At 61.9% G+C, this 26,707-nt stretch carries 21 protein-coding genes, 1 tRNA gene and 1 pseudogene; 3 read left to right on the top strand and 20 right to left on the bottom strand.

Annotated elements, in window-relative coordinates; all coding sequences use genetic code 11:
- Window positions 1-40 precede the first annotated feature (40 nt).
- From EOA19_RS24405 to xylF, 3 genes are all read right to left on the bottom strand, one after another.
- Complete coding sequence (locus EOA19_RS24405) at window positions 41-841, bottom strand: ATP-binding cassette domain-containing protein (protein WP_023810992.1); 801 nt, start codon at window positions 839-841, stop codon at window positions 41-43.
- 11 nt (window positions 842-852) lie between these two features.
- The gene (locus EOA19_RS24400; RefSeq protein ID WP_023810991.1) at window positions 853-2,205 is read right to left on the bottom strand and encodes a sugar ABC transporter permease; all 1,353 of its coding nucleotides are present in this window, start codon (window positions 2,203-2,205) and stop codon (window positions 853-855) included.
- Window positions 2,206-2,350: 145 nt separating this feature from the next.
- Window positions 2,351-3,391: a D-xylose ABC transporter substrate-binding protein gene (gene xylF, locus EOA19_RS24395; protein ID WP_023810990.1), complete on the bottom strand. Its 1,041-nt coding sequence runs from the start codon at window positions 3,389-3,391 to the stop codon at window positions 2,351-2,353.
- Between the two features lie 269 nt (window positions 3,392-3,660).
- Between xylF and EOA19_RS24390 the strand changes: the two genes are divergently transcribed.
- A complete protein-coding gene (locus EOA19_RS24390; RefSeq protein WP_128305026.1) occupies window positions 3,661-4,905 on the top strand; it encodes an ROK family protein in 1,245 nt (414 codons plus the stop codon).
- A 33-nt stretch (window positions 4,906-4,938) separates the two neighbouring features.
- On the opposite strand, the gene EOA19_RS24385 is transcribed toward EOA19_RS24390, so the two are convergent.
- From EOA19_RS24385 to EOA19_RS24340, 10 genes and pseudogenes are all read right to left on the bottom strand, one after another.
- Window positions 4,939-6,258, bottom strand: a complete 1,320-nt coding sequence (locus EOA19_RS24385; RefSeq protein ID WP_128305025.1) for an HlyD family type I secretion periplasmic adaptor subunit — start codon at window positions 6,256-6,258, stop codon at window positions 4,939-4,941.
- Window positions 6,259-6,261: 3 nt separating this feature from the next.
- Entirely contained in the window at window positions 6,262-7,989 is a 1,728-nt protein-coding gene (locus EOA19_RS24380) for a type I secretion system permease/ATPase (RefSeq protein ID WP_245486296.1), read from the bottom strand.
- Between the two features lie 74 nt (window positions 7,990-8,063).
- Window positions 8,064-9,486 (bottom strand): annotated as a pseudogene (locus EOA19_RS24375) (family 16 glycosylhydrolase).
- 536 nt (window positions 9,487-10,022) lie between these two features.
- On the bottom strand, window positions 10,023-10,712 hold the full coding sequence (gene phoB, locus EOA19_RS24370; protein ID WP_128305023.1) for a phosphate regulon transcriptional regulator PhoB: 690 nt from the start codon (window positions 10,710-10,712) through the stop codon (window positions 10,023-10,025).
- Window positions 10,713-10,728: 16 nt separating this feature from the next.
- Window positions 10,729-11,436, bottom strand: a complete 708-nt coding sequence (gene phoU / locus EOA19_RS24365) for a phosphate signaling complex protein PhoU (protein WP_128305022.1) — start codon at window positions 11,434-11,436, stop codon at window positions 10,729-10,731.
- A gap of 26 nt (window positions 11,437-11,462) precedes the next feature.
- On the bottom strand, window positions 11,463-12,281 hold the full coding sequence (gene pstB / locus EOA19_RS24360) for a phosphate ABC transporter ATP-binding protein PstB (protein ID WP_013529271.1): 819 nt from the start codon (window positions 12,279-12,281) through the stop codon (window positions 11,463-11,465).
- Window positions 12,282-12,298: 17 nt separating this feature from the next.
- Entirely contained in the window at window positions 12,299-13,615 is a 1,317-nt protein-coding gene (gene pstA / locus EOA19_RS24355; protein ID WP_023810984.1) for a phosphate ABC transporter permease PstA, read from the bottom strand.
- Window positions 13,612-15,078 carry a phosphate ABC transporter permease subunit PstC gene (gene pstC, locus EOA19_RS24350; protein ID WP_128305021.1) on the bottom strand — a complete coding sequence of 489 codons (1,467 nt, stop codon included), beginning with the start codon at window positions 15,076-15,078 and terminating at the stop codon, window positions 13,612-13,614. The genes pstA and pstC overlap by 4 nt, the downstream gene beginning before the upstream one ends.
- Before the next feature lie 95 nt (window positions 15,079-15,173).
- On the bottom strand, window positions 15,174-16,202 hold the full coding sequence (locus EOA19_RS24345; protein ID WP_128305020.1) for a substrate-binding domain-containing protein: 1,029 nt from the start codon (window positions 16,200-16,202) through the stop codon (window positions 15,174-15,176).
- Window positions 16,203-16,709: 507 nt separating this feature from the next.
- Entirely contained in the window at window positions 16,710-21,269 is a 4,560-nt protein-coding gene (locus EOA19_RS24340; protein WP_164893020.1) for a PAS domain-containing protein, read from the bottom strand.
- Window positions 21,270-21,459: 190 nt separating this feature from the next.
- Between EOA19_RS24340 and EOA19_RS24335 the strand changes: the two genes are divergently transcribed.
- Entirely contained in the window at window positions 21,460-21,810 is a 351-nt protein-coding gene (locus EOA19_RS24335; protein ID WP_027037074.1) for a hypothetical protein, read from the top strand.
- Between the two features lie 73 nt (window positions 21,811-21,883).
- Here EOA19_RS24335 and EOA19_RS24330 read toward each other — a convergent pair whose 3' ends face one another.
- Together EOA19_RS24330 and EOA19_RS24325 are read right to left on the bottom strand one after the other, a co-directional pair.
- Window positions 21,884-22,120, bottom strand: coding sequence for a hypothetical protein (locus EOA19_RS24330; protein WP_013529265.1), 237 nt, complete (start codon window positions 22,118-22,120; stop codon window positions 21,884-21,886).
- Between the two features lie 124 nt (window positions 22,121-22,244).
- On the bottom strand, window positions 22,245-23,159 hold the full coding sequence (locus tag EOA19_RS24325; RefSeq protein WP_128305018.1) for a DUF2865 domain-containing protein: 915 nt from the start codon (window positions 23,157-23,159) through the stop codon (window positions 22,245-22,247).
- Window positions 23,160-23,476: 317 nt separating this feature from the next.
- On the opposite strand from EOA19_RS24325, the gene EOA19_RS24320 reads away from it, so the two are divergent.
- Entirely contained in the window at window positions 23,477-23,689 is a 213-nt protein-coding gene (locus tag EOA19_RS24320; RefSeq protein WP_023810978.1) for a hypothetical protein, read from the top strand.
- 10 nt (window positions 23,690-23,699) lie between these two features.
- Here EOA19_RS24320 and EOA19_RS24315 read toward each other — a convergent pair whose 3' ends face one another.
- From EOA19_RS24315 to EOA19_RS24295, 5 genes are all read right to left on the bottom strand, one after another.
- On the bottom strand, window positions 23,700-24,068 hold the full coding sequence (locus EOA19_RS24315) for a hypothetical protein (RefSeq protein ID WP_128305017.1): 369 nt from the start codon (window positions 24,066-24,068) through the stop codon (window positions 23,700-23,702).
- A 390-nt stretch (window positions 24,069-24,458) separates the two neighbouring features.
- The gene (locus EOA19_RS24310; protein WP_128305016.1) at window positions 24,459-25,304 is read right to left on the bottom strand and encodes a glutathione S-transferase family protein; all 846 of its coding nucleotides are present in this window, start codon (window positions 25,302-25,304) and stop codon (window positions 24,459-24,461) included.
- Between the two features lie 22 nt (window positions 25,305-25,326).
- Window positions 25,327-25,908, bottom strand: coding sequence for a VOC family protein (locus EOA19_RS24305; RefSeq protein ID WP_128305015.1), 582 nt, complete (start codon window positions 25,906-25,908; stop codon window positions 25,327-25,329).
- A 270-nt stretch (window positions 25,909-26,178) separates the two neighbouring features.
- Window positions 26,179-26,355: a Flp family type IVb pilin gene (locus EOA19_RS24300; RefSeq protein WP_128305014.1), complete on the bottom strand. Its 177-nt coding sequence runs from the start codon at window positions 26,353-26,355 to the stop codon at window positions 26,179-26,181.
- Window positions 26,356-26,603: 248 nt separating this feature from the next.
- Window positions 26,604-26,678 (bottom strand) — tRNA-Glu (locus tag EOA19_RS24295).
- Window positions 26,679-26,707 lie beyond the last annotated feature (29 nt).

Raw genomic sequence — 26,707 nt, 5'->3', positions numbered from 1 at the left:
TGGCATATCACGTGTCCGGCAACCGCGATCTGGCTCGATCTCAGGCCGCTATCTTCAGCGCGCCCGGTCCGGGAATGGCGCCCGGCGGGCATTTGCCCAGAATGATCATCCCCAGCACCTCGTCCTGGGTGACATCGGTGGTGCGGGCGGTGCCGACGACCTGGCCGTTCTTCATGACGCAGACCCGGTCGGCAAGCTCGAACACATCGTGGATGTCGTGGCTGATCAGGAAGATGCCGATGCCGTCGGACTTGAGCTGCTTGACCAGTTCGCCGACCTGCGCCGTTTCCTGCGGACCAAGCGCCGCCGTCGGCTCGTCCATGATCAGGATGCGGGCGTTGAACAGGATCGCACGCGCGATCGCCACCGATTGCCGCTGGCCGCCCGACAGCTTGATCACCGGCTCCTTGAAGCGCTGGAACCGGGGATTGAGCCGACCCATCACCTTGCGCGCCTCGGCCTCCATGGCAACGTCGTCGAGCGTGCCCCAGGCGGTCATCAGCTCGCGGCCGAGGAACAGATTGGCGGCGGCATCGACATTGTCGGCCAACGCCAGCGTCTGGTAGATCGTCTCGATGCCATATTTCTTGGCGTCGCGTGGATTGGAGATCGATGCCTCCTCGCCGTTGACGAAGATCTGGCCCGAATCGCGCTTGTAGGCGCCGGACAGGATCTTGATCAATGTCGACTTGCCGGCGCCATTATGGCCGAGCAGCGCCACGACCTCGCCGGGGAAAAGATCGATCGAGGCGTCGTCGACGGCGCGGATGCCGCCAAACGCGATCGAGATGTTCCTCATGTCGATCAGCGCGGTGGCTGCAGGAGCAGTCTTGTCAATCATGGCATGCCCTCCTAGACGCGCTTGCGATAGACGGTGTCGAGCCACACGGCGATGACCAGTACGGCCCCGACGACGATGCTCTGCAGCGGCGAGTCGACGCCGAGCAGCACCATGCCGGACTGCAGCGACTGCATCAGCAGCGCGCCCAGCATGGCGCCGATGATCGTTCCCGATCCGCCGGCAAGCGACGTGCCGCCGATTACGGCGGCTGCAATGACCAGCAGTTCGTCGAGCGTTCCAAGCACGTTGGTGGCCGAATTCTGCCGGGCCGAGGAGATTGCCGCGGCGATCGTGGCCAGCACGCCCATGATCATGAACACCTTCATGGTGATCCAGCGCGTGTTGATGCCGGCGAGATTGGCCGCCTCGGGATTGCCGCCGATGGCAAAGACATAGCGGCCGAAGCGGGTGCGGTTGGTGATGAAGGTCATGACCAGCCCGACGGCGACCGCCATCAGCACCGGTATGGCGATACCGTGGGCGATGAACAGGCCGCCTTCGGGAAGGGTGATGTTGTTGGCGGCCGCATATCTGTTCACGATGCCGATCGGCCAGGGATAGGAATTGGCGAGCCAGACCGCGCCCATGATGGCGCCGCAGGTGACGACTCCGAGCAGCGTCTCGGCCCAGATCGGACGTAGCGGAAACCGGAAACGCTTGCGCTGCACCCGGCCGTTGAACAGCCCAAACACCACGGCGAGGCAGGCGACGATCCCGACGACCCAGCTCCAGGTCGCGCCGATCGATCCCGCCGGCCCGCCGCCCATCAGCTGAAAGGTGGCGTCGAGCGGCGCCACGGTCTGGCCTGACGTGACCCACCAGGCCGCACCGCGCCAGACCAGCAGGCCACCCAGCGTCACGATAAAGGCGGGCACTTCGAGATAGGCGATGACGAAGCCTTGAAAGGCGCCGATCAACAGGCCAAGCGCCAGGCCGATGACCAGCGCCAGGACCCAGATCCACGGATTGCCGAGTTCGAGCCCGACAAAGCGCACCAGGAAATGAACCTGAGCAAATCCCATTACCATGCCGATCAGGCCCTCGGCGGAACCGACCGACAGGTCGATGTTGCGCATGACGATGACCAGCACCATGCCGCAGGCCATGATGGCAACCGCGGATGTCTGCACCGACAGGTTCCACAGATTGCGCGGCGTGAGAAAGGTGCGGCTGTCGAAATCGAGCGGGTTGACGCCCAGGCGCAGGCTGGAAATGACATGCAGCCCAATCCAGATGACCAGCAGCGCACCGATCATGCCGAGCATGCGGGTGTCGATCTCGGTCGCCTTCAGGAACCGGGCGACGGCCCCGAGTTCCGACGCGCGCGCCGTATCGGCCTGTGGGTTGGACGTCGTATCGGTCATGATTTCCTCCCACCGACTGGCCGTCTGACGCGCATGCCGGAGCCCAGCCTAGAAGCTATCCGCATGATGCGGAAACACAAAAGTTTTTGAGAAAACGCCGCGGCTTTTGGGCCGCGGCGTTGAGAATGCAGGCACAAGCCAGCTTTTAGTTGCAGGCCGCGACGGTGCCGGCAGCGACGCCCGTGCAGACTTCTTCCTTCTTGATCCAGCCAGCGTCGATGACGAGGTTGAGATTGTCCTTGGTGATGGCAATCGGGGTCAGGAACAGCGACTTGACGGTGTTGCCGCCCGGCGTCGTGAAGTCCTTGGCGCCGGCAATGTCGCCGGTCTTCTTGCCGTCTGCGAGCTGCGAAGCGATCTCGGCGGCGGTCTTGCCGAGCTCACGCGCGTCCTTCCATACCGAAACGGTCTGCGTGCCGAGCGCGATACGGTTCAGCGCGGCGTGGTCGCCGTCCTGACCCGAGACCGGCACTGTGCCGGCAAGGCCTTGCGCCGTCAGCGCCGCGACGACGCCACCGGCGGTGCCGTCATTGGCCGCGACCACCGCGTCGACCTTGTTGTCGTTGGCGGTCAGGAACTGTTCCATGTTCTTCTGGGCGTTGGCGGGCAGCCAGCCATCCGTGTAGGCTTCGCCGACATTCTTGATCTTGCCGCTGTCGATGGCTTCCTTGAGCACTTCCATCGAGCCCGAGAACAGGAAGTCGGCATTGGGATCGGCACCGGAGCCCTTGATGAAGACGTAGTTGCCTTCCGGCTTGACCTTGAACACTTCGCGGGCCTGCATGCGGCCGACTTCCTTGTTGTCGAAGGTCAGATAGAAGACGTCCTTGTTTTCGATCAACCGGTCATAGCCGACGACCGGAATGCCTTCGTCCAGCGCCTTCTGCACCGCAGGGCCGATGGCCGAGGCGTCCTGCGCCAGGATGATCAGCGAATTGGCGCCCTGCGAAATCAGGCTTTCGACATCGGTGAGCTGCTTGCCGGGATTGGACTGCGCATCGGCGGAGATGTACTTGTCGCCGGCGGCCTCGATCGCCGTCTTCATGGCGGCCTCGTCGGTCTTCCAACGCTCTTCCTGGAAATTGGACCACGAAACGCCGACGACCTTGTCCTTCGCCTGCGCGACAGACGCGAGCGTCAGCGACATGGCGGCACCCGCCAGGATGGCGGCTGTGAATCTTTTCATATTATCCTCCCTGCGCCGCGTATGGCGCGACCAAACTGACCCGAGGGCCGGCACAGAAGCCCTATTTTTTCGAGCCTCGAAAAAACACTGGGCCAACGTCCGAACGCTGTCAACATCGATTCTGATGGATTTTGATGTGATTTCGAGTTTTTTTCGAGTCTCGGAATAAATAAATGACAGGGCGTGCAGCTTCTGCCAGTATTTACCTGCGTCACCGACAGCGTTCCAGGGCAGGAAGAACCGCGGCGACCGGGAGGACGTGAAAGAACATGTCGGTCGGAATCCGCCACGACGATCTGCGTCGCCGCAACCGGGCGATGGTAATTGCGGCCGTGCGCCAGGCCGGACAACCGTCCCGCACCGAAATCGCCGCGACCACAAGCCTCAGCCATTCGACCATCTCGGCGATTTCCTCCGACTTGATCGTCGAAGGCATCCTGACCGAAAGCAAGCCGAGCGAGGCCGGCTCGCTCAAACGCGGCCGGCCGCAGGTCGGCCTCAGCCTCAATCCGGAAGCGGCCGCGGTAATGACCGTGGTGCTGTCGCTGAACTTCCTCTCCGTCGCCGTCATCGACTATGCCGGCCAGGTAGTATCCGAGGAACAGCGCCGGCTGGACACGCTGACGATGTCGCGCGAGTCGCTGATCGGTGAATGCACGGCAATCGTGCGGCGCCGCCTGGCAGATCCCGACCTGGACGTGCGCAGCATCGCCCGCATCGCGCTGGCGATCCAGGGCATTACCGACACCCGTGCCCGCGCCATGCTGTGGTCGCCGATCACGCCGCACACCGATATCGCCTTCGCTGACATATTCGAAGACGCGTTCGGCATCCCCGCCATAATGGAGAACGACTGCAACATGATGGCGGTGGCGCTGCGGTGGCGCGACCCCGATCGTTACCGCGACGATTTCATCGCTATCCTTTTGTCGCACGGCATCGGCATGGGCCTGGTGCTGAAGGGCGAATTGTTCACCGGCACCCATTCCTCGGGCGGCGAATTCGGCCACATGATCCATCGGCCGAACGGCGCGCTCTGCCGCTGCGGACGGCGCGGCTGCGTCGAAGCCTATGCGGGCAATTACGCCATCTGGCGCAACGCCAGGCAGATGGGCGAGGATGCAGAACCCGTCGCCGATGTCAGCGACGCCGACATGCGCGCCCTGGCTGCCGCGGCCCGCGAAGGTGACGGACCCGAACGGGAAGCCTATCGCAAGGCTGGCGAAGCGCTCGGCTACGGCCTCGGCAGCCTGTTCGCGCTGATCGATCCGGCGCCCGTTGCCATGGTCGGCGTCAGCGCGGCCGCCTTCGACCTGATAGAGCCGGCACTGCGCGAGGCGATTGCCCAGACCGCCGGTGGCCAGCACTCAAAATCGATTTCCTTCGACACCGAGCCGAACGAACTGCCACTGATCCGCGAAGGCTGCGCCATGCGGGCACTGATCTTCGTCGATCAAGAGATTTTTGCGCCGGGCGTGCAGGCGAGAGGGAGCGCCGGAAAGAGCGTGGCGTGAGGACCAGGGTCAAAATTGCGCGGTCCGCAACATCTACCGCTCCTTGAAAGCGCGCGCGAAGGAATCGCGCATCGGCCGTACGAGATACTCGAAGAAAGTCCGTTCGCCGGTGCTGATGAACGCTTCTACCGGCATTCCAGGGTAAAGCTGCTCCGCTTTCACGCCGGGCGGCAAGTTGGCGGCAATCTTCAGCTTGGCGCGGAAATAGGGTTCATGCGTAGCCTGATCGATAAGCCGATCTGCGGAAACCTGTGTCACCATGGCTGAAATCTCAGGGGTGAGCCGCATGTTCAACGCTGATAGTCGCAGTCTTGCCGGCTGGCCGACACGAACCTGGTCAATGTCTTTCGGCGGCAGCCGTGCATCGACGATCAAGCCCGATGCCGTAGGCAGAATCTCCATGATCTTCTCGCCGGGGGCAATCACGCTGCCCTTGGAATTGTAGGTGGACGATACCACGATGCCCGCCGCCGGCGCCTTGATCGTCGTCCGCCGCAGCACTGCCTCGGATGCCCGCATCTGTTCGTCAATGTCAGCCAGCGAAGAACGTACCTCGTCGAGTTTCGTCAGGGCTTCCTCCACGCGTTGCGTGGTCAGGCGCTCTATCTGCTCCTGGGCTTCGACGATCTGGGTGTTGGCCGATGCAAGATTTGCCTCCAGCGCCCCTGCCTGCCCGACGAGATCGGCCTCGCTACGCAAAAGCTGTGAATATTCAGTGCGATTGGTGAGGCCCTTGTCCAAAAGGCTGGTCTTGATGCCGAGTTCTTTCTTCACGACTTCGGCCTGTTGCTCAATGGCCTGTTTCTGGGCCTGCAATCCGACAACAGACTGGCGATGCATGGCAACCCGTTGCCTGAGGATCGATTGTTCCGATCGAAATCGGGCGAGCCTGGCGTTGAATTCCTTCTGCTGTTCTTGAACCAGGACCTCGAAATTGTGTTGGAACGGTGCCGGCGCAGCCTCTGTGATTGGCGCAAGCCGATCCAACCCGTCGCGTTCCGCCTCCAGCCGCGAGGCGCTGGCCTTCAACGCGATCGACTGTCTCGTCAGCCGGTTGAGTTCGGCTTGCGCGGCTGTTCGATCCAGCAGGATCAGTTCCTGGGCCTGTTGCACCCGATCACCCTCATGGACGAGCAACTCTTGGATGATGCCGCCCTCGGGATGCTGGATGAGGATGTTCCCGCCTGTCGCCGAGATTGTGCCTTGCGTGATGACCGCGCCGGACAACGGTGCACTGACCGCCCAATAGCCAAAGCAACCCATCAATATCGCCATTGCCGCGTATCCGGCGAATGCCACCCGGCGAATGTCGGTGCGTGCTGTGCCTTCCCGGACGAGGCTCTGTGCTGTCATCTTCTACGATCCAAAGCGGACACTATGAGGGGTGCCGCGGTTCGTCGTTGCAAAAGACCCTGTCACCGCCATGCTGCGCTGTGGGGCAAGGCCGATGCCGGCGATTGGCTGCCGCATCACGTCGCCGCTTGGACCGAAGGCTTCGATCACTCCGCTGCGTAGAAGCATCACGCGGTCGCAGGCTGCGGCGACCGAAGGGCGGTGCGTTATCACGATTGTCGTAACGCCCGCCGCTTTCGCGGCGGCAAGCACTTCTTCGAGCGCGGCTTCGCCGCTGCCGTCGAGATGGGTACTGGGCTCATCCAGAACGAGAACATGCGGATTGCCGTAAAAAGCGCGCGCCAGCCCGATCCTTTGGCGTTCGCCGCCCGACAGTGTTCTGTCCGACGAACCTATTCTGGTCTGATAGCCGTCTCGCTGCTCCAGTATCAGCTCATGCGCCCGGGCATTCTTTGCTGCCTCGACGATAGAGGCGTCATTCGCATCGGGTTCAAAGCGGGCGACATTTTCCGCGATCGATCCGGGAAAGAGCTCCACCTCCTGAGCGAGATATCCGATATGCCGGCCAAGCTGCTTCTCGTCCCAGGTTCTGAGATCGGCGCCATCAATCCTGACGCAGCCGCTGGTTGCCTGAATCGCACCGACAAGTAATCTTGCCAGGGTGGACTTGCCGGCTCCGCTCGGACCTATTATCGCCACCGCTTCGCCTGCGCCGATGCGGAAGTTCAGTCTCTTGATGATGGGTTCGGTGCCGGGTGTGGCGTTCGGCGCGACAAAGATGAGGCCCTGCACGACAATTTCGCCGGACGGGTCCGGCAAGGTCAGTTTTTGCGCAAGCGCCGGATGGGCGGAAAACGCCTTGTCCAACCGCTTCCACGATCGTCTGGCGTCGACGATCTGCCGCCATGACCCGATCAGTTGGTCGAGCGGCTGCAGCGCGCGGGACGACACCAGGGAAGACGCGAAGATCATGCCGGCCGTCATCTTCCCTTGCAGCACGAGCCATGCTCCGACACCCAGTATTGCCAGCTGAAGCATCATGCGTACGGCTCGCGACGTTCCACTGAAAATCGCGTTGGCCATCGACGAACGGTCATGCAGGACTAGCGCCTCCGCCACGTGCCTTCCCCACACTCGCGCGGCGTTTTGGATCATGCCCATGGCGCGCAGCGTCTCTGCATTCCGGGCAAAGGCCTGCTCCGACAGGCTGGCAACAGCCGAGCGTTCCGCCGACAAGGCATCATTCCTGCCGATGGCAAACTGATTTGCCACGACCATCGCAAGCAACAGCCCAGATCCCGCCAGCGTAAGCCAGAACAGCATAGGGTGGATGAGGTACAGCAGGGCGAGGAAGAACGGAGCAAACGGCAGGTCGAACAAGACCGCCGCGCCGCGTGACCTGATGAAGGCGCATACCGAGGCAAGGTCGCGCAGTGGAGACAGGGCCGCTCCCGCAGCGTACTTAGCCTCCAGCGAGACGGCGAATGTCCTCGCGCCCAGTCTGTTGTCGACAATGGCTGCAACGCGCTGCGTGTAAACGGAGCGGACCGCATCAAGGAGACCGAGAAAGGCGAGTGCGAGAACCGCGATAGCAGAGAGGTAAAGAAGCGTCTCGACGCTGGAGGAAGGCAGGACGCGGTCATAGACCTGCAAGAGATAAAGGGGGATCACCAATAGCAGGATGTTGATGAGGAACGAAAAAACGCCGACATCGGCGATGGCGCGCCTCAAGACTGCCCGCAGATCAGACCGTGCAATCATTCCCGCGCTCCTAACGGCTCATGGCCCCAACATAAGGGCGTCGCTTAGACCGAATGGTCGCCGGCGATGTCCAAGGGGTGGTGCTGCAGGTCGTCCAGCGTATAGGCGCGGATGTAGTCGATCTTCATCTCCGCTGGCGTAGCCAGATGGTCAGGAGGCTGGCCGGCAATGCCGCCCACCGCGAGATTGGCCAGCATATACATGGGATCGTGCATGTCGGCCGGCGTCGCTGCTTGAGCGACCTTTACACCATCGTAGGTCCAGACAAGCTCATCCTTCGTCCAGAGCAGGCCATAGGTGTGGAAACCGTCGGTATCCGCAACGTTCACCGTTGACGAAACCTTCGTGTGCGCTCCCGTCTCATTGGAATGCGCCGTCATGTAGAGCGTGTTCGGGTCCTGGCCGCGCGTTTCGACAACGTCCAGCTCCGGCGGCCACGATCCGTCCTCCGGAAGCAGCCAGAACGCCGGCCAGGCTCCGGCTGTTTCAGGAAGATCCGCCCGCATTTCGAAATAGCCGTAGGTTTGCGAGAAGGTGTCGTGGGTCGTCAGGATCCCCGAGGTGTATTCGTAGTTGTTGATCAGAGGCTTGATGTCCTCCGGCGCCTGCGCGGCGGTGATGGTGAGGACGCCGTTCTCAACGCTGAACGGATGGACCGAACTCGTCGGGCCATAATTGGCGTCGATATACCACTGCAACTCACCATTGCTGCTCAACGTGCTGCCGTTCGGCGCTCCCCACCAGAAATGAATTCCAGGTGCCGTCCTGCCCGTCCCGAAGGCTCAGCGTGTTGAAATCGTCGGAGAAGGACAGCGTCATTGCGGACTTGTCGATCGGAAGTTCGAACTGGGTGGGCTGCAGCTTGTCGATGGTCGTATTCTTGAACACCAGGATCTCGTCGGATCCGAGGTTCAGCATCACGTTCGATTCCACCTGGACCATCTGTGAACGGACGGCATCGAACGAAGTGAAGTCGTAGCCGTCAAGCCGGACCGCATCGGTCGCACCGAAGTCGAAGATAAGATCGCTTCCATTACCTTTGGAGATGGCGAAAGTATCGGCGCCATCGCCGCCGATCAGGACATCATTTCCCTTGCCGCCATCCAGCGTCTGGTGACCCGACCCGCCCTTGATGATGTTGTCCACCGCATTTCCGAACGCAAATCGGTTGGTGCCGGTAACGACGAGGTTCTCGAAATTGTCGGGGAGCTTGTAGCTCATCCATGTGTCGATCGTGTCGATCCCTGCCCCAGGATCCTCGACCACCTTATTGTTGGTGGAATAGAGATGATAGTAGTCGTCGCCGGCGCCACCGTAGATCGTGACAGTGACGCCGGTGTCTCCCCAGAAGGAGTCGTTGCCGGAGGTGCCATGCAGTTCCGGTCCAGACCCGGTGGCCGAGAACCAATGAGTGGAAGCGCCGGTGTAGGCAAGAGGGATGCCCTTGGCGTTTAAGACCGTGCTCATCAGAAATCCTTCCTCATGGTGTCCGACCTGGTCAAAGGTCCCGCGACCGCTTCCAAGCAACGCTGCAAAGAACGAGATCGTTCCACGGAATCGTCATTAGATCCGAGATCGCATTGAACAATCGACGGACAAGCGATGAATAAAGAGGAGAGGACTCGCAATAATTTGAAGTAATTTATTAAAATTGTATATTTCTGCAGAATGCGCGTCATCCGACGAACGTATATCTAAATTAACTCAAAGTCATTCTTGCGTGGCTTTCTGGTCGGAGCCTGCGGGCAAGATGGCGACGTACCAAGTAATTCGCCGTGGTTCCTGCGGCCAGCCGGGGCCCAATAGAGAGTTTGGGAGATCGAGGAACGCCAGAAGCTGCCTGTCGCTTTGGTCCAAATGCAGTCATTCGAAACCTGATGAGGATGACCGCTCCTGTCGTCACGTGCTCGCTCCCCATCGATGAGACGAGTGCAACATTCCACCGGCTGTTGGCGACCGCGTGCTAATCGAGTTTTCCCGATCTATCGGGACGGAACAGCCACCTAGTCTTCCCTGATCGCGTAGCCCGCCCCACGGATCGTGCGGATGACATCAGGCATGCGGCCGTTGTTGACCGCCTTGCGCAGCCGCCCGACATGTACGTCGACCGTGCGCTCGTCAATGTAGATCGTTTCGCCCCAGACATTGTCGAGCAACTGGCTGCGCGAGAACACGCGGCCTGGATGGCGCATCATGAATTCGAGCAGGCGGAACTCGGTCGGTCCGAGCCGGATCTCGCTCTTCTTACGATAGACCCGGTGCGATTCACGATCGAGCAAGATGTCGCCGACCTTTAGCACGCTGGACAGCACTTCCGGCTTGGCGCGGCGCAACAGCGCCTTGACCCTGGCCATGAACTCCGGCGTCGAGAACGGCTTGACCAGATAGTCGTCGGCGCCGGTCGAGAGGCCGCGCACGCGGTCGCTTTCCTCGCCGCGCGCGGTCAGCATGATGATCGGCAGCCGCTCGGTCTCTGGGCGCATTCTTAGCCGGCGGCAGAGTTCGATGCCGGAAACCGCCGGCACCATCCAGTCGAGCACGAGAAGGTCGGGAACGTTCTCCTGCAGCCGGATCTCGGCCTCGTCGCCGCGCGTCACCACCTCGACCTGGTAACCTTCGGATTCAAGATTGTAGCGGAGCAGCACGCCTAGCGGCTCCTCATCCTCCACCACCATGATGCGTGGTGCGATCATCGGCTGGTCACCCCTGTTATGCCGCTGGCGCGGACATTGCCGTCTCGTCCTGCTTCGGACGATTGGCTGGCAACTGCGTGCCGGTCAAAACATAATAGGCATTTTCGGCGATGTTGGTCACGTGATCGCCGATCCGCTCGAGGTTCTTGGCGCAGAACAACAAGTGCGTGCACGCCGTGATGTTGCGGGGATCTTCCATCATGTAGGTCAGCAGCTCGCGGAACACCGAGGTGTATTTGACGTCGATGCGTTCGTCATTGTTTCTGAGCGTGGCAAGCGCTGCCGCGTCAGCGGCGGCATACTCGTCGACGACCCCCTGCACCTGGATCAGCACCAGTTGCGCCATCGCGTCGATCGAATGCGAAAGGTCGTGCGGCGTGACACTCAGCCCGACAGTGCCGACGCGCTTGGCGATGTTCTTGGCAAGGTCGCCGATGCGCTCAAGGTCGCCGGCCATGCGGATCGAACCGACCACCGCACGCAGATCGTTGGCCATTGGCTGGCGCTTGGCGATCAGCGTGATGGCGCGATCGTCCAGCTCGCGCTGGCGTGCATCCATGATGGCATCATCGGAAACCACGCGCTGCGCCAGCGCATTGTCCGAATTGAGCAAAGCCCTGGTCGAGCCACTGACCATCGAGCGGGCGAGATCGCCCATGTCGCGGATCAGCTGGCTGATCTGCTCCAGATCCTCATCGAAAGATGCGACGGTATGTTCACCCATGATCTTCGTCCCTCGTATGCCTGAGCTCAGCCGAACCGGCCGGTGATGTAGTCCTGGGTGCGTTTGTCGTCGGGGGTGGTGAACATCTTGTCGGTGGCGCCCTCCTCGACCAGATAGCCTAGATGGAACATCGCGGTGCGCTGCGACACGCGTGCTGCCTGCTGCATCGAATGGGTGACGATGACGATCGTATAGTTCTGACGCAGTTCGTCGATCAGTTCCTCGACGCGAGCAGTGGCGATCGGGTCGAGCGCCGAACACGGTTCGTCCATCAGGATCACCTCGGGTGACACGGCGATGGCGCGTGCAATGCACAGACGCTGCTGCTGGCCACCGGAAAGACCCGTGCCAGGTTCTTGCAAACGGTCCTTGACCTCGTTCCAGATCGCCGCCTTCTTCAGGCTCGACTCTACGATCTGATCCATGTCGGCCTTGCGCTTGGCCAATCCGTGGATGCGCGGACCATAGGCAACGTTCTCGTAGATCGATTTGGGGAACGGATTGGGTTTCTGGAACACCATGCCGACGCGCGCCCTGAGTTCGACGACATCGATGTTCTTGTCGTAGATGTCTTCTTCGTCGAGCGTTATCTTGCCGGTTACCCGTGCTGAATCGATGGTGTCGTTCATGCGGTTGAGGCAGCGCAGGAAGGTGGACTTGCCGCAGCCGGAGGGGCCAATCAGCGCCGTCACCTGGTTCAGGCGGACGTCGAGATCGACGTCGAACAGCGCCTGCTTCTCGCCATAGAACACGCCGACCTTGTCGCCGCGCATTTTGATCACTTCGTTCGACTTCATCTTGTCGCCCACTGCGTTTTCAAGGGACTGTTCGGTCATGATGTTCATACCAAGATGCCTTTTTTCTACCAGCGCCGCTCGAACCGACGCCGAAGCACGATCGCGGTGATGTTCATGGCCATGAGGAAGACGAGCAGGATGATGATGGCGCCGGACATACGCTCGACGAAGGCGCGTTCGGCCTCGTTCGCCCACATATAGATCTGCACCGGCAGCGCGGTGGCCGGATCGAAAGGCGTCGTCGGTGGATCGGCGACGAAGGCGACCATGCCGATCAGCAGCAGAGGCGCGGTTTCGCCGAGCGCACGCGCTAGACCGATGATGGTGCCGGTGAGGATGCCGGGCGCGGCAAGCGGCAGGATGTGCTGGAACACCATCTGCATCTTGGAGGCGCCAAGACCGAGAGCCGCCGAGCGGATCGACGGCGGCACCGCGGCAAGTGCGGCGCGCGTCGCGATGATGATCGTCGGCAGCGTCATCAGTGTCAGCACCAGGCCGCCGACGAAAGCGGCGGAGCGCGGCATGCCCAGGAAATTGATGAACACCGCGAGGCCGAGCAAGCCGAAGACGATTGACGGCACCGCGGCCAGATTGTTGATGTTGACCTCGATAAGGTCGGTGAAACGGTTCTTCTTGGCGAACTCCTCCAGATAGATGGAGGCGGCGACGCCGATCGGCAGCGCCAGGAGCAACACGATCACCATCATATAAAAGGAGCCGATGATCGCCACGCCCATGCCCGAGGTTTCCGGGCGGCTGGAGGCGCCGTAGGTGAACAGACCGCTGTTGAAGTGCTCGGCCATCGCGCCCTCGGCCTTGAGCTTGTTCATCCAGGTGATCTGCTGGTCCGAGACCTTGCGTCGCGCTTCCTCGACACTGAGGTCGATCTGGCCCTTGAAAGCCGAGTCGAGATTGGCGGCGGCGAGGATGTTGACGTCGCGTGTCGTGCCGATCACCGAGGGATCGGCGGCAACGATGTCGCGCAACTGGACGCGGGCGCCTTCCGACAGGAAGCCCTTGAGCTGCTTGATCGCCGGCTTGTCGTCGGGATTGATGCCGAGCTTGGCCACCAGCGCGTTTTCGGCGAGCTTGGGATAATTCGCCTTGATCAGAACGCTCGGATCGGTTGCGCGCTTGCCGGAAGGATCGATCACCTTCTCGTCGAACGAGATCGGCAGTGATACCGTCGTCTGCCAGAAGGCGGTGTAGCCTTTCGAGACGATGGTGATCAGCATGATTGCCAGGAACGCCAGGCCTACGGAAATCGCCACGACGCCATAGATGCGGAAACGGCGTTCGGCGGCGTAACGGGCCTTCAGGCCGATGTCGCGGCGCGGATGGGCCGCCGCCCTGACCATCGTATCCATGGAAATGTCGGTCATTCGTACTGCTCCCGATATTTGCGCACGATGTAGAGCGCGACGATGTTCATCACCAACGTCAGCGCGAACAGCGTCAGGCCGAGCGCGAAGGCCACCAGCGTCTGCGGCGAATTGAACTCGAGGTCGCCGGTGAGCTGGTTGACGATCTTGACGGTGATGGTCGTCATCGCCTCGAACGGGTTGATGGTGAGGTTGGCGGCGACGCCCGCCGCCAGCACGACAATCATCGTTTCGCCGATGGCGCGCGAGGCAGTCAGCAGGATGGCGCCGACGATGCCGGGCAGTGCAGCCGGCAGGATCACCCGCTTGATCGTCTCGGAGCGGGTCGCGCCGAGGCCAAGCGACCCGTCGCGCATGGCGCGCGGCACCGCGGTTATGATGTCGTCCGAAAGAGAGGACACGACCGGGATCAGCATGACGCCCATGACCAGGCCGGCGGTGAAGATGCTCTGGCCCTGGATGAAGGGCGAACCGCCGGTCAGCGCCGCGGACAGGTCGCGCAGGAATGGCCCAAGCGTGACGACGGCGAAGATGCCGTAGACGATGGTCGGTATGCCGGCCAGCAGTTCAAGCGCCGGCTTGACCACCGAGCGCACCCTGGGCGTTGCGTATTCGGCCATGTAGACAGCCGACATCAGCCCCACCGGCACCGCAACCAGCAGTGCGACGGCGGCGATGTAGAGCGTGCCCGCAAGAAGCGGGATCAGGCCGAATTGGCCCTGGCTGCCGCCCGAACCGGCAGCGGCAAAACGCGGATCCCAGACGGTGCCGAAGAAGAAACTCATCGGCGAGACGCTTTCGAAGAAAGTGATCGTCTGGAACAGCATCGAAAGCACGATGCCGATGGTGGTCAGGATGGCGATGGTGGAGGCGGCAAGCAGCCCCCACAGCATCAGCCTCTCGACATTGTTGCGTGCCCTGGCGCGCGGCTCGATCTGCCTGAGCGCATAGAAGGCGCCGGCGATCGAGGAAACGAGGATGACAATGGCGCCGAACAGGCCGAGCCGGTCCTGGACCTTGTTCGCCTCCACGGCGATCGGGATCATGTAATCCTGCGTGTCGCTCGCCAGTGCCACACCCTTGGCGGCGAGCAGCGGCTGCAGCTCGGCAAAGCTGGCAGGCATTGCGGCCAGTGTGCCTGCATCGAGTTTGCGCAGGCCCCTGGCGAGGCTCTTTACCAGGCTGACGTCCAGTGCCTCACTGGCAACCTTGCTGTCGACGGTGCGCTCGGGCAAGGCAGCGTGAATGTGTCGGTCCAGATAGATGGAAGACCCGACGGTCCAGACGGCAAGCAGCAAAAGAGCAGGCAGAACGGCGAGCAGGAAGGCCCACCAGCCATGATAATGGGCGCGCGAATGCGGCTTGACCTTGCCATTGTCCTGGGCCGCGGCACGTTGCCGGCCGATGAAAAAGGCAACCAGGCCGACGGCAACGACGATGGCCAGTACGAGCAAGGACGACATGGACCCACCCCAAGAGAAATTCTTACGCAGCCGCCATTGCGGCCTGCGATGAAACCGGGGCGCGGGATTGGCCCGCACCCCGGTTCGGCAGCTGATTACATCGACTTTCCGGCGGCGAAAGCGTCACGCTGGGCCTGACGCTCGGCATCCGGTGCAGCAACGAGGCCGTATTCGGCGAGCGGGCTTTCCGGGCCAACCATCTGGTCGTCAAGGAAGAACTCGACATATTCCTTGAGGCCGGGAACGACGCCCAGATGCGCCTTCTTGACGTAGAAGAACAGCGGGCGCGAGACGGGATACTTGCCGCTGGCGATCGTCTCGGTCGAAGGCACGATGCCTTCCACGGTGGCGACCTTCAGCTTGTCGGCATTGTTCTCATAGAAGGCGAGGCCAAACACGCCGACGCCGGTCTTGTTGGAGTCTATGCGGGCGAGCGTCTCGGTATAGTCGCCATCGATGTCGACGGCCTTGCCGTCCTTGCGGATGGCGATGCAGGTTTTGCCGATTTCCTTGTCGTCGGCAATGCCGGCAGCCTTGAGAGCAGCCTTGTCACAGCCGGCATCGAGGAGCTTGGTCTCGAACACTTCGCGCGTGCCGTGCTTTTCGCCCGGAATGTAGGCGGCGATGTCCCAGTCGGGCAGCTTCGGATTGACCTGGCTCCACTTGGTGTTCGGATTGTCGACCAGCTTGCCGTCAACGACCAGCTTGGCCGCGAGCGCCTTGTAGATGTCAGCGGGAACCAGCGCCCAGTCCGGGCCCTTGATGTCGGTGGCGAAGACGATGCCGTCATAGCCGATCCGGACTTCCTGGACTTCCTTCACGCCGGCGTCGGCGCAGGACTTGAGTTCGTCCTCCTTGATCGGACGCGACGAGTTGGCGATGTCGATCGTGTCTTCGCCGACGCCCTTGCAAAATTCCTTGATGCCGGCGCCGCTGCCGCCGGATTCGACGACCGGGGTCTTGAAGTTGGTGAACGTTTCGCCGAACTGCTCGGCAACGATCTTGGCATAAGGTAACACGGTCGATGACCCGGCGACCTGGATCTGGTCGCGCGCGGCGGCGAAGCCGGACGACGCGGCGAGCGCAAGCGCAGCGGCCGACGCCGTATAGAGGAATTTCTTCATGTGGCCTGCTCCTGTTCGGAAGATGGTCTCTCGGCGCTCGTCAGTCGGCGCCCGCTGAGGCCAATAGCCTTCGATTATAACAGTCGCATGACAGTTTGATGTCACCCCGGTAACGCTTCAGCGGGATGAGCAGAATGCCGCCTGGCCGGCACTCCCGACGCAGCCCGGCTTTGTCACCGGAATCAGGGACTTGCTCTATTCAGCCGAGGCTGGCCGGCGATTTGGGACCAGCCGGCCTCTGTGAAGAAAAGCCGGACGGGAGCGCGTTGCTCTCAGCCAGACGGTGTCGTGGCCGGGCCATCGCCGAAAACAGGTCCGTTGGGGTAGGTTGACGCTGTCTCATGCCGGCGGTCGCTGCTCCCGCCCGTAACTGGGAAGAGCGGAATTCGAATGTAGCCATTGTCTCGGCTGGATGCCGCCTTTGATATGGTGCGATCGCGCCATAGTCTTGGCCGCTGACAGGGGCGCGAATCTTCGCCGCGTTCCCCGCACTCGGGCAGAGCCGGCTTACCCGGCGTTGCGCTGAGCCTGCCGGCTGGCGCCGACCCAGCGCTCGACCTTCTCGAGCAACGCCCGGGGACTGATCGGCTTGGGCAGATAGTCGTCCATGCCTGCCTCCAGGCAGCGCTCGCGGTCGCCCTTCAGCGCATGCGCGGTGACGCCGACGATCGGCACATGCGTGCCGGTTTCTTCCTCCAGCCGGCGAATGGCGGCGGTTGCTTCGAGACCGTTCATCTCCGGCATGGAGACATCCATCAGGATCATGCACGGGTTGAGCCGGCCAAAGGCGTCGAGCGCCTTGCGGCCATTGCCGACGATCTCGAAACCATAACCGGTCTCGCCGAGGATCTGGGTGAACACCATCTGGTTCACCTCATTGTCCTCGGCCACCAGGATATCCAGCCTGTCGCCACCAGCCGCCACCGGTGGCCGGGGGCGAATCGAAGGCGGCTGCAGCAGCGCACGCTGTTCGGACGGTGCCGAGGGCTGCGGCCGTGCAACATTGCCTGGAGTGGCGTCGGCCGCGAGCGGCTGCGTGTCGCCAGTATTGTGGCGATGCCGCTGGATGGTGGCGACCAGCGTTTCCAGCAGCACCGAAGAGCGCGCCGGCTTGATCAGCTGGGCATCGATGCCGAGATCGCGATAGCTGGTGTTGGCGAGCGACTGGTCGACCGAGGTCAGCATGATGATCGGCGTGCCGGCAAGACCGGCGGTGTTGCGCACGATCCGCGCCATTTCGGCGCCGCTCATTTCAGGCATCTGGTAGTCGAGCACGACGCAGTCGACCGGCACGCCATAGGCTGCGGCGGCGATCAGCACCTTGAGGCCTTCGGCGCCGCTTTCGGCCGCGCAGGAATCGAACGTCCACGATGTCATCTGTTCGGTCAGGATCGCCCGGTTGACGGCATTGTCGTCGACGATCAGCACACGCGCACCGGTCACGTCGATCGGCATGATGCGTTGCCCGTTCTGCTGTCCGGCCCTCGGCAGCGTCACCGAGAACCAGAAAGTCGAGCCCTTGCCTTCCGCACTTTCGACCCCGATATCGCCGCCCATCAGCTCGACGAGCCGCGAGGTGATGGCGAGGCCGAGACCGGTCCCCTCGTGTCGCCTCGTCGAAGAGGTGTCGACCTGGCTGAATTTCTCGAACACCAGTTTCAGTTTTTCCTCGGGGATACCGATGCCGGTATCGGTGACCGAGATCGTCAGCTTCGTTCCGGTTGGAACCCTCTCGCCGGTGACGTCGACCAGCACATGGCCTTCATCGGTGAATTTCACCGCGTTGCCGAGCAGGTTGGTGACGATCTGCCTGATACGGCCGACATCGCCGACGAACAGGCTCTCGAGCCGAGGCTCGACACGAACGATCAGCTCGAGGTCCTTTTCCTTGGCGCGTGTCGACACCAGCGTCGCTACATCCTCGATCGCCTCGGCCAGATTGAAGGGCGCGGGATCGAGCACCAGCTGACCGGCATCGATCTTGGAGAAGTCCAGGATGTCGTTGATGATGGTGAGCAGCGCATTGCCCGATTTCACGATGATGTCGGTAAACGTCTTCTGCTTCGGGTCGAGGTCCGATTTGGCCAGCAGTTCGGCCATGCCGAGCACGCCGTTCATCGGCGTGCGGATCTCATGGCTCATATTGGCGAGGAATTCCGACTTGGCGCGGTCGGCGAGCACGGCGCGCTGACGCGCCTCGCGCAGTTCGGCCTCTCGCATCTTCAGCTCGGTGATGTCGGTGGTCGAGCCGATCAGGTAGAGCGAGCCGTCGGAGGCGATCATCGCGCCCTTGCGGGCGAATTGATGCCTGACGCTGCCGTCGGCCAACGTCACCGTCTCTTCGACCTCCTGGGTTTCGCCGGTGCGCAGCACGGCGAGGTCGCCATTGACGAAAGCCTCGCCATCCGGCCCGAAAATCTCGATGTCGGTCTTGCCGATAGCCTCTTCCTTGCGGAAGCCCGTGAGATCGCACCAGCCCTTGTTGACATAGAACTGCCGGAGATCGGAGCGCTTGGCGTAGATCGATACCGGCACGTTGTCGATCAGGCTGCGGAACACCTCGTTCTCGCGCATGCTTTCTTCCAGCGCACGCTCGCGCGCCTTGACGTCGGTGATGTCGGTGCTCGAACCGACCAGATGCACCGACCCGTCCAGCGTCACCAGGCGGCTCTTGCGCGTCATCAACTGCCGAACCGTACCGTCGCGATGGGTGACGGGTTCCTCGACCTCCTTGACGGCGCCCGTCACGACGACTTGCGTGTCGTCATGGCTGTAGCCATCGGCGTCCTGCGCACCGAACAACTGCCGGTCGGTGCGGCCGATGACATCCTCCTTGGCCAAGCCGGTGATCGCGCACCAGGCCTTGTTGACGAATTCGATGCTCAGGTCCTGCGCCTTGATGAAGGCGGCCACCGGCAACTCGTCCATCACGTGCCGGAACAGGTCGATCTGGCGCATCGAATCGCGCAATGCCGCCTCGCGGCTCTTGATCTCGGAGATGTCGACGCGAACACCGATGAAGGTGCCATCATCGGTCCGCATGTCGTAGACCTGGTACCAGCGGCCGTCGGGGTTATGACGCTCGTAGCAGGAATTGGGCAAGCGGTAGCGGGCGAGGATCGCATCCAGCCAGCGGTCATGGTCGCTGTCGTAGAGCTGGTCGACTTGTGGATCGCCGCTGTTGCGGAAATAGCCGTTCGCATGGCCCAGAACGAGTGCCTCGCGGAATGTGCAGCCGGGCTGCCATGCCGGCTTCAAGGCCGGCAGCGTATCCTGGATCTTGCGGTTGGCGAACACGAACCTGTCGTCGCTATCGTAGATGATCACGGCGGCCGGCAAGGATTCCAGAACGCTGGCGAGATGCTTGCGCGCATCCTGCGCCTCGGTCTCGCGGCGCTTCATGTCGGAAATGTCGAACAGGAAGCCGGCAACATAGTCGCGGCCGCTGGCCATGCCGACGCGGCTCTTCCTCACGATGCGCGATCGGCTGGCGCCATCGACCTCGAAATTCTCTTCCACTTCGTACGGCCGCCCGGTCGCAAGGACCTCACCTTCGCTCTGCTCGAAAAGCGCGACAGCGTTCGCCGGGAGGAAATCGCCGCCGGGCTTGCCGAGCATGGCTTGCGGCGTCTGGCCAAACAGAGCGGCGAACGCCTCGTTGACGAAGACGAAGCGCAGATGGTCGTCCTTGACGAAGATCGGATCCTTGACGGCGTTGATCACCGCCTCCGCCAGCCGCGCCTTCTCCAGCGCGTCGGCAAGTTCGGCCTCCCGGTCCTTCATGTCGGTGACGTCGACATAGGAGATCAGCCGCTTGCCGCCGGCCAGCGGCGCCATCGACGAGATCAGGGTGCGGCCGTCATTGCGCGGGAACTGCCGCGAGGCGGCGATCCCGGCCCTGATTTCCGCCTCGCGCTCTGCCACATGCCGCTGCCATGATGCATCGTCGGCACCAAACGGATCGATGTCGCGGCTGGCGTCCATCAGATCGCGGAAGCTGCAGCCGATCTCGGCGCGCCGGGCGTCGATCTGCCAGAAATCATAGAAAGCACGGTTGATGATCTCCGCGCGCATATTGGCGTCGAGGACGAGGACACCGATCGGCATCTGGTCGACCATGGTGCGGAGACTGGCGAAGGTCTCTGCGATCTTGGCATTGGCGCTTTTGATCTCCGCATCGCGCTGCTTGATCTCGGTAACCTCATAATAGGTCAGCAGCCGCCTGCCCCCGGACAACGCCGTCACCGAGAACATCATCGTCCTGCCGTTGGCATGGACAAATTCGCGCGGCGCGACGGATCCGGCGCGAATCTCGTCGAGGCGGGTGGCGAGGTAGCGCTGCCATTGCTGTTCGTCGATGTCGCCATAGATGCCGCTGCGGCGGTTGAGCTCCATCAACAGGCTGAACGGAGCGCCGACGCTAACAGCGCCGTCCGGAATCCTCGAGAGGTCGCGATAGGCCTTGTTGATGATCAGCGTGTCGAGCCTGGCATCGAGAAGCACGACGCCCATATGCATGGCGTCCATGGTCTGCTCGAGGTCGGCCAGATGCTGGTCGGGCTCGCCGTAGGCCGATGGTCCCGGCCCCGGATCTTTGAAGGCGCCCGCCAGTGCCGTGACGTTGCGGCCGATGCCGCGATAACCGGCAAATCTTCCTTCGTCGTCGAACTTCGGAAAGCCTGACGTCAAGACCCAGCGACAGTCGGCGTTGCCACCCTTGAGTTCGTAGACGAAGTCGCGAAAAGGCCGGTGCGCCTGCAGATCCTCCAGATGCGCGGCGCCACTGCGATCGCCGTTAAGGACCTGGTTGAGGAAGTCGAAGCGGAACCGGCCGAGCACGTTTGCCGGATCGGTGCCAGTGGCTGCCTGGTAGTTTTGCGAAAGCCAGGAGAAGCGCAGTTCGGCGTCGGTCTCCCAGATCCAGTCGGAACCGGCTTCAACGAGTTGGCGAAGCGCATCGTTCGAATCCATGCAAGAGGCGGACGATGATGCATCATCGCCATGCGCAGTGGATCTGCGAGGCTCGCGCTTGCCGCGCGCGCCGATTGTTTCGTTCGCTTCCGCCATGCCGTCCCCACCCCGAAAACCAAGGCCGAACCCTCCTCCGCGGTTCGTCGGCGGAATGTGCCCGAGAAGCATTAAGGATCCGCTAACCTTAACGGTTGGTTAGACAGGATTGGGCGGCAGGGTCTGCTTCATCCGCCCGGTTGTCGGCAGGGTCGAACCCGCTATATAAGCAACGGCAGGGGTATTGCTGATGCTTGGACGGATTGTGCCTTTTTTCATGGGGCTGGCGCTGCTTTTCGGCGGCGGTTGCTCTCGCAGTTATGACGGCACGGTCGTCATCCCGAGACCGCTCGATGTCCGGCGCATCTGGGATCGGCCGCCACCGAATGTCGACTACGGCCAATCCGAGGTCGAAAACGGCGCTTTTCCGGTGGCGCCGCAGCCACCCCGGCGTTTTTCCGAGCGCAAGGTCAGCCATGCCGCACCGAGACGGCACCAGACGAGGTTGCCTGCGTCGGCGTCCCTATCGGCGCCGGCGAAGCCGCTGACCTGCAGGAACGTCAGCGAGCCCGGCAAGAGAGCTCGCATGGTCTGTGATTAGATTGGAGCGGGTCTCTAAAAGCAGGATTCGATCAAACAAAACGCGATCCGCGGATAGCTCGGTTACCCGGCCTTCACAGGGAAGCAGCGCCTTTTTTCGGCTCCTTCGCTCCGAGCTTGTCGAGTGCAAGACGAACCTGACGCAGATCTTCCTGCCAACCGTCATCGTCGTCCATTGGACCCTCCGAGGCAGCCCGCTGCAACCCACGCGCCTCGGATTCGATCTCGCGCAGTTCGGCGATTTTCTGTTCGGTGGTCAGCGAGTCGTCCTCGACGATCTCCAGCACCCGCATTTCCCTGAACGTAGCCACGGCGTTCCTCCCGGCTGATGTCGATCACAACGCCGTGAGTGCCCCTCTGTTCCAGAGGGATCGCGCAACCGCATCGCAGCACGCACGCCGCCACCGGTGATCGCCGATCGGGGAAGACCGGCGATCATTCGGCCGGGAAAAATGCCGGGCCGACCACGCGCACCGGCCGCTCGCCGGCCTCGATCGAAAGGTGCTGGGCCGCACCTGGGGCTTCGGCATCGATCCCGGCGACGGCCGCAACCGTGCCGAGATCCGGCTTCGCCGTCGGCAGCGGAATAATGGCGTTGCGCATGTTGGCGGGCGTCACGGTCCTGGCTCGCAGTTCGGTGACCCGCTGGTAGTAGCGCTTGACGTCGCATGCCTTGAAATTCGCATCATCGCGATATCTGAAGGCTGCCGGCAGCTCGGTATAGGGTTTGCGCGTGTCGAGCGCGGTCATCTGGTCGGTTTCGAGGCTGGCGTCGCTCAACGTGTAGAGGTCGACGCTGGGGTCATCGCAGATGTAACGGCATTGATCGACCGTCTCCTTAAGATCGCCACTGGCGGCGAACTGCGACTTTGGCGCCGGGAAGAAATACCCGTCCGACAGACGCACGCAAAACAGCATCGCATTGCCGGCGAACGTGGTGGTCGCCGATTGGGTGCTGGGCGCGGCGCGCACAGGCCGTTGCTTTGCTGAAGGCGCACAGCCAAGCGCGACGAGGCGCGCCTGCAGGCCCGCTGTGTCGCGGCCCGAATTCCCGGCGGCAGCGATCCGGCGCTGCACATCCGAGCGGCTCCTGGCGAGATCGGCGCAGGCGTTGAAGAGACCACCAAGCGAACTTTTCGCCGTGCACTGGCGCTGTCTCTCGATAGTCTGGATGGCTGCAAGTTGCCGGCGCAACGGGGCAAGCTCCGGGCTTGCCCCGCCGCTGCGGCCAGCCGAAAGCAACTGGCTTCTGATCGCGCCGCAGCTGTCCGCGTAGGACGAAAGCGTACCGAACAAAACTGCCGCCAGTGAAATAAATGCGATCACCATGGAAGGCCAGAAACGGATCATCGGGACAACTTGGTCCTTTTGCGGAGAACCTGGAATTTAGAGCCCATGACTTCAGCAAGCTTCAGCTACATGAGTAATTTCTAATAATCTAAAGAGTTTCAACCTGAAGGACCTATTGTCTATTGTACTACGTTACCTCATGTAAATTCGATATTACATTTTTATTTCAAGATTGAGACGAACCTCGAAAGAAAGCGCAAGCCTGACCGTGGCCGAGGATTTGCAACGCAACGGACCGAGATCAATGCGCCATTATCGCCAGGCGTTCGAAACCTTTGCCGGGCCTTCCGCGTTGAAGGACCAAAGGGAGATTGCAGATGTCGATCCACTTCACCGTCTCGGACCTGACAAGAAACCTGTTTCACTCGCTGGGGCTGGACCAGCGCGCGCCAAGGCCACTCAATCCCGAGCAGAGCCTGTTGCTGGAATGCTATCTGGCCGGCCAGGTTCCTGAATCAGCCTGGAGCGACTACGTCTTCGAGACGCCCGATCTTGCCCGGCATGCCGAGGCAAGGCGCAGTCACCACTGAGCGGCAGCGCCTATTTTGGAGAAGCGAATTGCAATGTGAACACGTTGCCGGCGATCCCTTGCGCCAGCTTCGCTGAGAAGGTCAGGGGCAGACAATTCTGCAGGGCGGTTGTCGCGGCGTCGACAAACGATTTCTTCGCCATGGCACCGCCTTCCACCTTGATGGCTGTCGGCCTCGGTGGGCCGATTAGCGTGCCGTCCCGCTTGAAGCTGAAGCTCAAGGTGACGCTGGCGGTTCCGGCATCCGCCGGCGGTGTCCAGCATGCCTGAATGGCGGTCCCGACATCGTTCATTGTGTTCAGTTCAGCCGCATTTGAAGGATGAACAGCACTCGCCAGCATCACACCCACAACCGCAACCCGCTTCGCAACGCTTTTCATCGCCAGCCCTCATTTCGCGCCTGACCGACAATCCATGCCGGACTGCCGAAATGGATGGTAGGGTCAACGCCGGCGATGACAATATCTCTCCGCAAAAGTTGACGCCAAAAAAGCGACAGCGGCCGAGGCTTGCGTGGCCTGATCGCTGCTCGATCGCGCCCGGCGATAGAGCAATTCCAGGAAAAGTGTGAAACGGTTTTCCCGGGGAAAGCGCATGGCGCTTCCCTTGGGAATTGCGTTGAACAAAGAGACCGCGTGCGAAAGCAAAAAGGCCGGCATTGCGCCGACCTTTCCTATCGCTACGACGTTCTGCGCCAGTACATCCGTGGTCGCGGGCCGAAAGCGAATTGCCCCGCAGTAGACAGGGCTTTGGTTAACGCATCCTTAACCTCAGGCCTTGGCCTGCGACTTCACATGCGCGATATAGCCGCGCACGTCGCCGGCCGGCTCGCTATAGGCCTTGCCGAGCGTCTTCTCGATCGCCGCCACATAGTCCTTCGCCCATCGGGGCAAGGAATAGTCGACGACGGCCAGGAATTCGAGCGTCGCCGCCAGCCGGATATCGGCGATCGAAGGATGCTTGCCGCCGATGAACGGCTTGCCGTCCCTGAAGAAGCTGTGGAAGACCTCCAGCGGCTCGGCGATCGCGGCCATCGCCGCCTTCTGGGCCTCCGACTTCCTGTCGGGGTGCGCGTCGCTGTGGCCGACCTCGCCGGCATAATGAGGGAAGCCGAGCGCCGGATAGGTGGCGCGCGCCACATAGGGGTAGAGCGTACCGATCAGGTAGAACATGGCACTGTCGACCATCGCCCGCTTGGCCGGCGCCTTCGGATAGAATTTCTCCAGCCCGTGCTTGTTGGCGAGATACTGCATGATGGCGCAGCTTTCCCACAACACGCCTCTGGGGAGGCCCTTGTCCTCGATCATCGGTGTCAAATGGGCGGGATTTCGCGCCATGAACTCCGGCGAACGGGTGTGGCCCCAGGCATCGGTCTCGGCATGGTCGAAACCGGCCGCGCGCGCAAACACCCGCACGGTCATGTTGTTGACGCTGGGCTTCAGCATGCTGAGCTTCAGCGCCGGCTTCTTGGCCGGCTTGGCCTTGGCCCTGGGCGCGGCTTTTGCCGTCGCCTTGGCGGCCGCCTTGGCTTTTGGCTTTGCCGCAGCTTTCGCCGCCGGCTTGGCGGCAGCTTTGGCCGCGGATTTCCCGGCAGTCTTCGTCGCTGTCTTGGCCATCTTGTTCCTCCCTCTGGTCTGTTCAGTATGGGTTTTTCGGCGCCCGATCGTCCGACAAGGTGGCGCGGGAACGTTCGACGAGCGCCTGGATCGCATCGGCGAGATGCACTTCGGCGATGTTGTAGTCGCCGCGCGCGACCCGCAGCCTGTGCGCTTCCATCAGCACATCGGCGTGGGTGAAGCCCGCTGGCGGTTCGAAGCGGTAGGACGCCAACTCGATCAGCAGGCCGAGCGGATCCTCGAAATAGATCGAATCCATGAAACCGCGATCCTTGACGCCGCTGTGCTTGATGCCGCGCTCGTCGAGCCGAGAGACCGCCTGCAGGAAGGTGACGCGCGACACCGAAAAGGCAATGTGGTGGACACAGCCCGGATCGGTCGGCGTGCGCCGCTTCTCTGGTGTGCGGCTCTCGTCGGTGAAGATGGTGACCAGCCGGCCGTCGCCAGGATCGAAATAGAGGTGGCTTTCCCTCGGCTTGTCGAGATTGGGCTGTTCGAAGATGAACGGCATGCCGAGCACGCCTTCCCAGAAATCGATAGAGGTCTGGCGCCCGGCGCCGACCAGCGTGATGTGATGGACGCCCTGCGATTGCAGCTTCTGCATTGGCCTTCCTCCCCACGGCATCAACTGGCCGTCCGGGCAGCGCGGCGTTCTGCGCGCCGCCGGAGCCGCACCTCAGGATCCGTGACGTGATGCTAATGCAAACAGGGCCGCAGCGCCAGAAGCGACGAACGCGGCAGCGCAACGGATAAGCCGGGTGATTGAGAGTGCGCCGTCCTTCCGATGCCCGGCATCGGAAGGACGTACACGCTACGCTTTTGGAGGCTGAGGGTCGACGATCCGGCCGACGGCCGACCGAATTGAGGTACCGACTTACGAGCCGCTGCTGTTGACCGTAGTGCCGACGTTCGTGAATATCCCGTTGAGCGAATTGCCAAGTGCCCCGGCGCCGGTGATGATCGCGAGCGCGATAAGAGCCGCGATCAAGCCATACTCGATCGCGGTGGCGCCAGACTCGTCCCAAGCGAAACGATAGGCTGTTTTCTGCATTTCAACCTCCTACAGCTACTAAAGCGACAACTAATATATTGCCGTGAGTTGCGGGGGCGTTAAGGTTCTCGGTTTCGGGTCCGTTAACATTTGCCAGATGAATGAAATGAAGGCCCGAGTGGTTGGTGCCACTGGGATTTTCAAGGCTGCGGCTACCTGTGCAGAGCTGGTTTCCTGAACGCCACAGTATCGAGGGTCGTCGACTTCAGAACGAAATCAACGGCATCCTGCAAATTTGTCGAAAAACTTGGTACGCCCAAGGGGAATCGAACCCCTGTTCCCGCCGTGAGAGGGCGGTGTCCTGACCGCTAGACGATGGGCGCGTTCAAGAACCGGCGATATAGGCCTGTCT

The organism is Mesorhizobium sp. M7A.F.Ca.US.010.02.1.1 (assembly GCF_004023085.1).
In the GTDB taxonomy this organism is placed as follows: Bacteria; Pseudomonadota; Alphaproteobacteria; order Rhizobiales; family Rhizobiaceae; genus Mesorhizobium.
The sequence above is the reverse complement of the archived record's forward strand: the minus strand, read 5'-3'. Positions and strand labels throughout refer to the sequence as shown.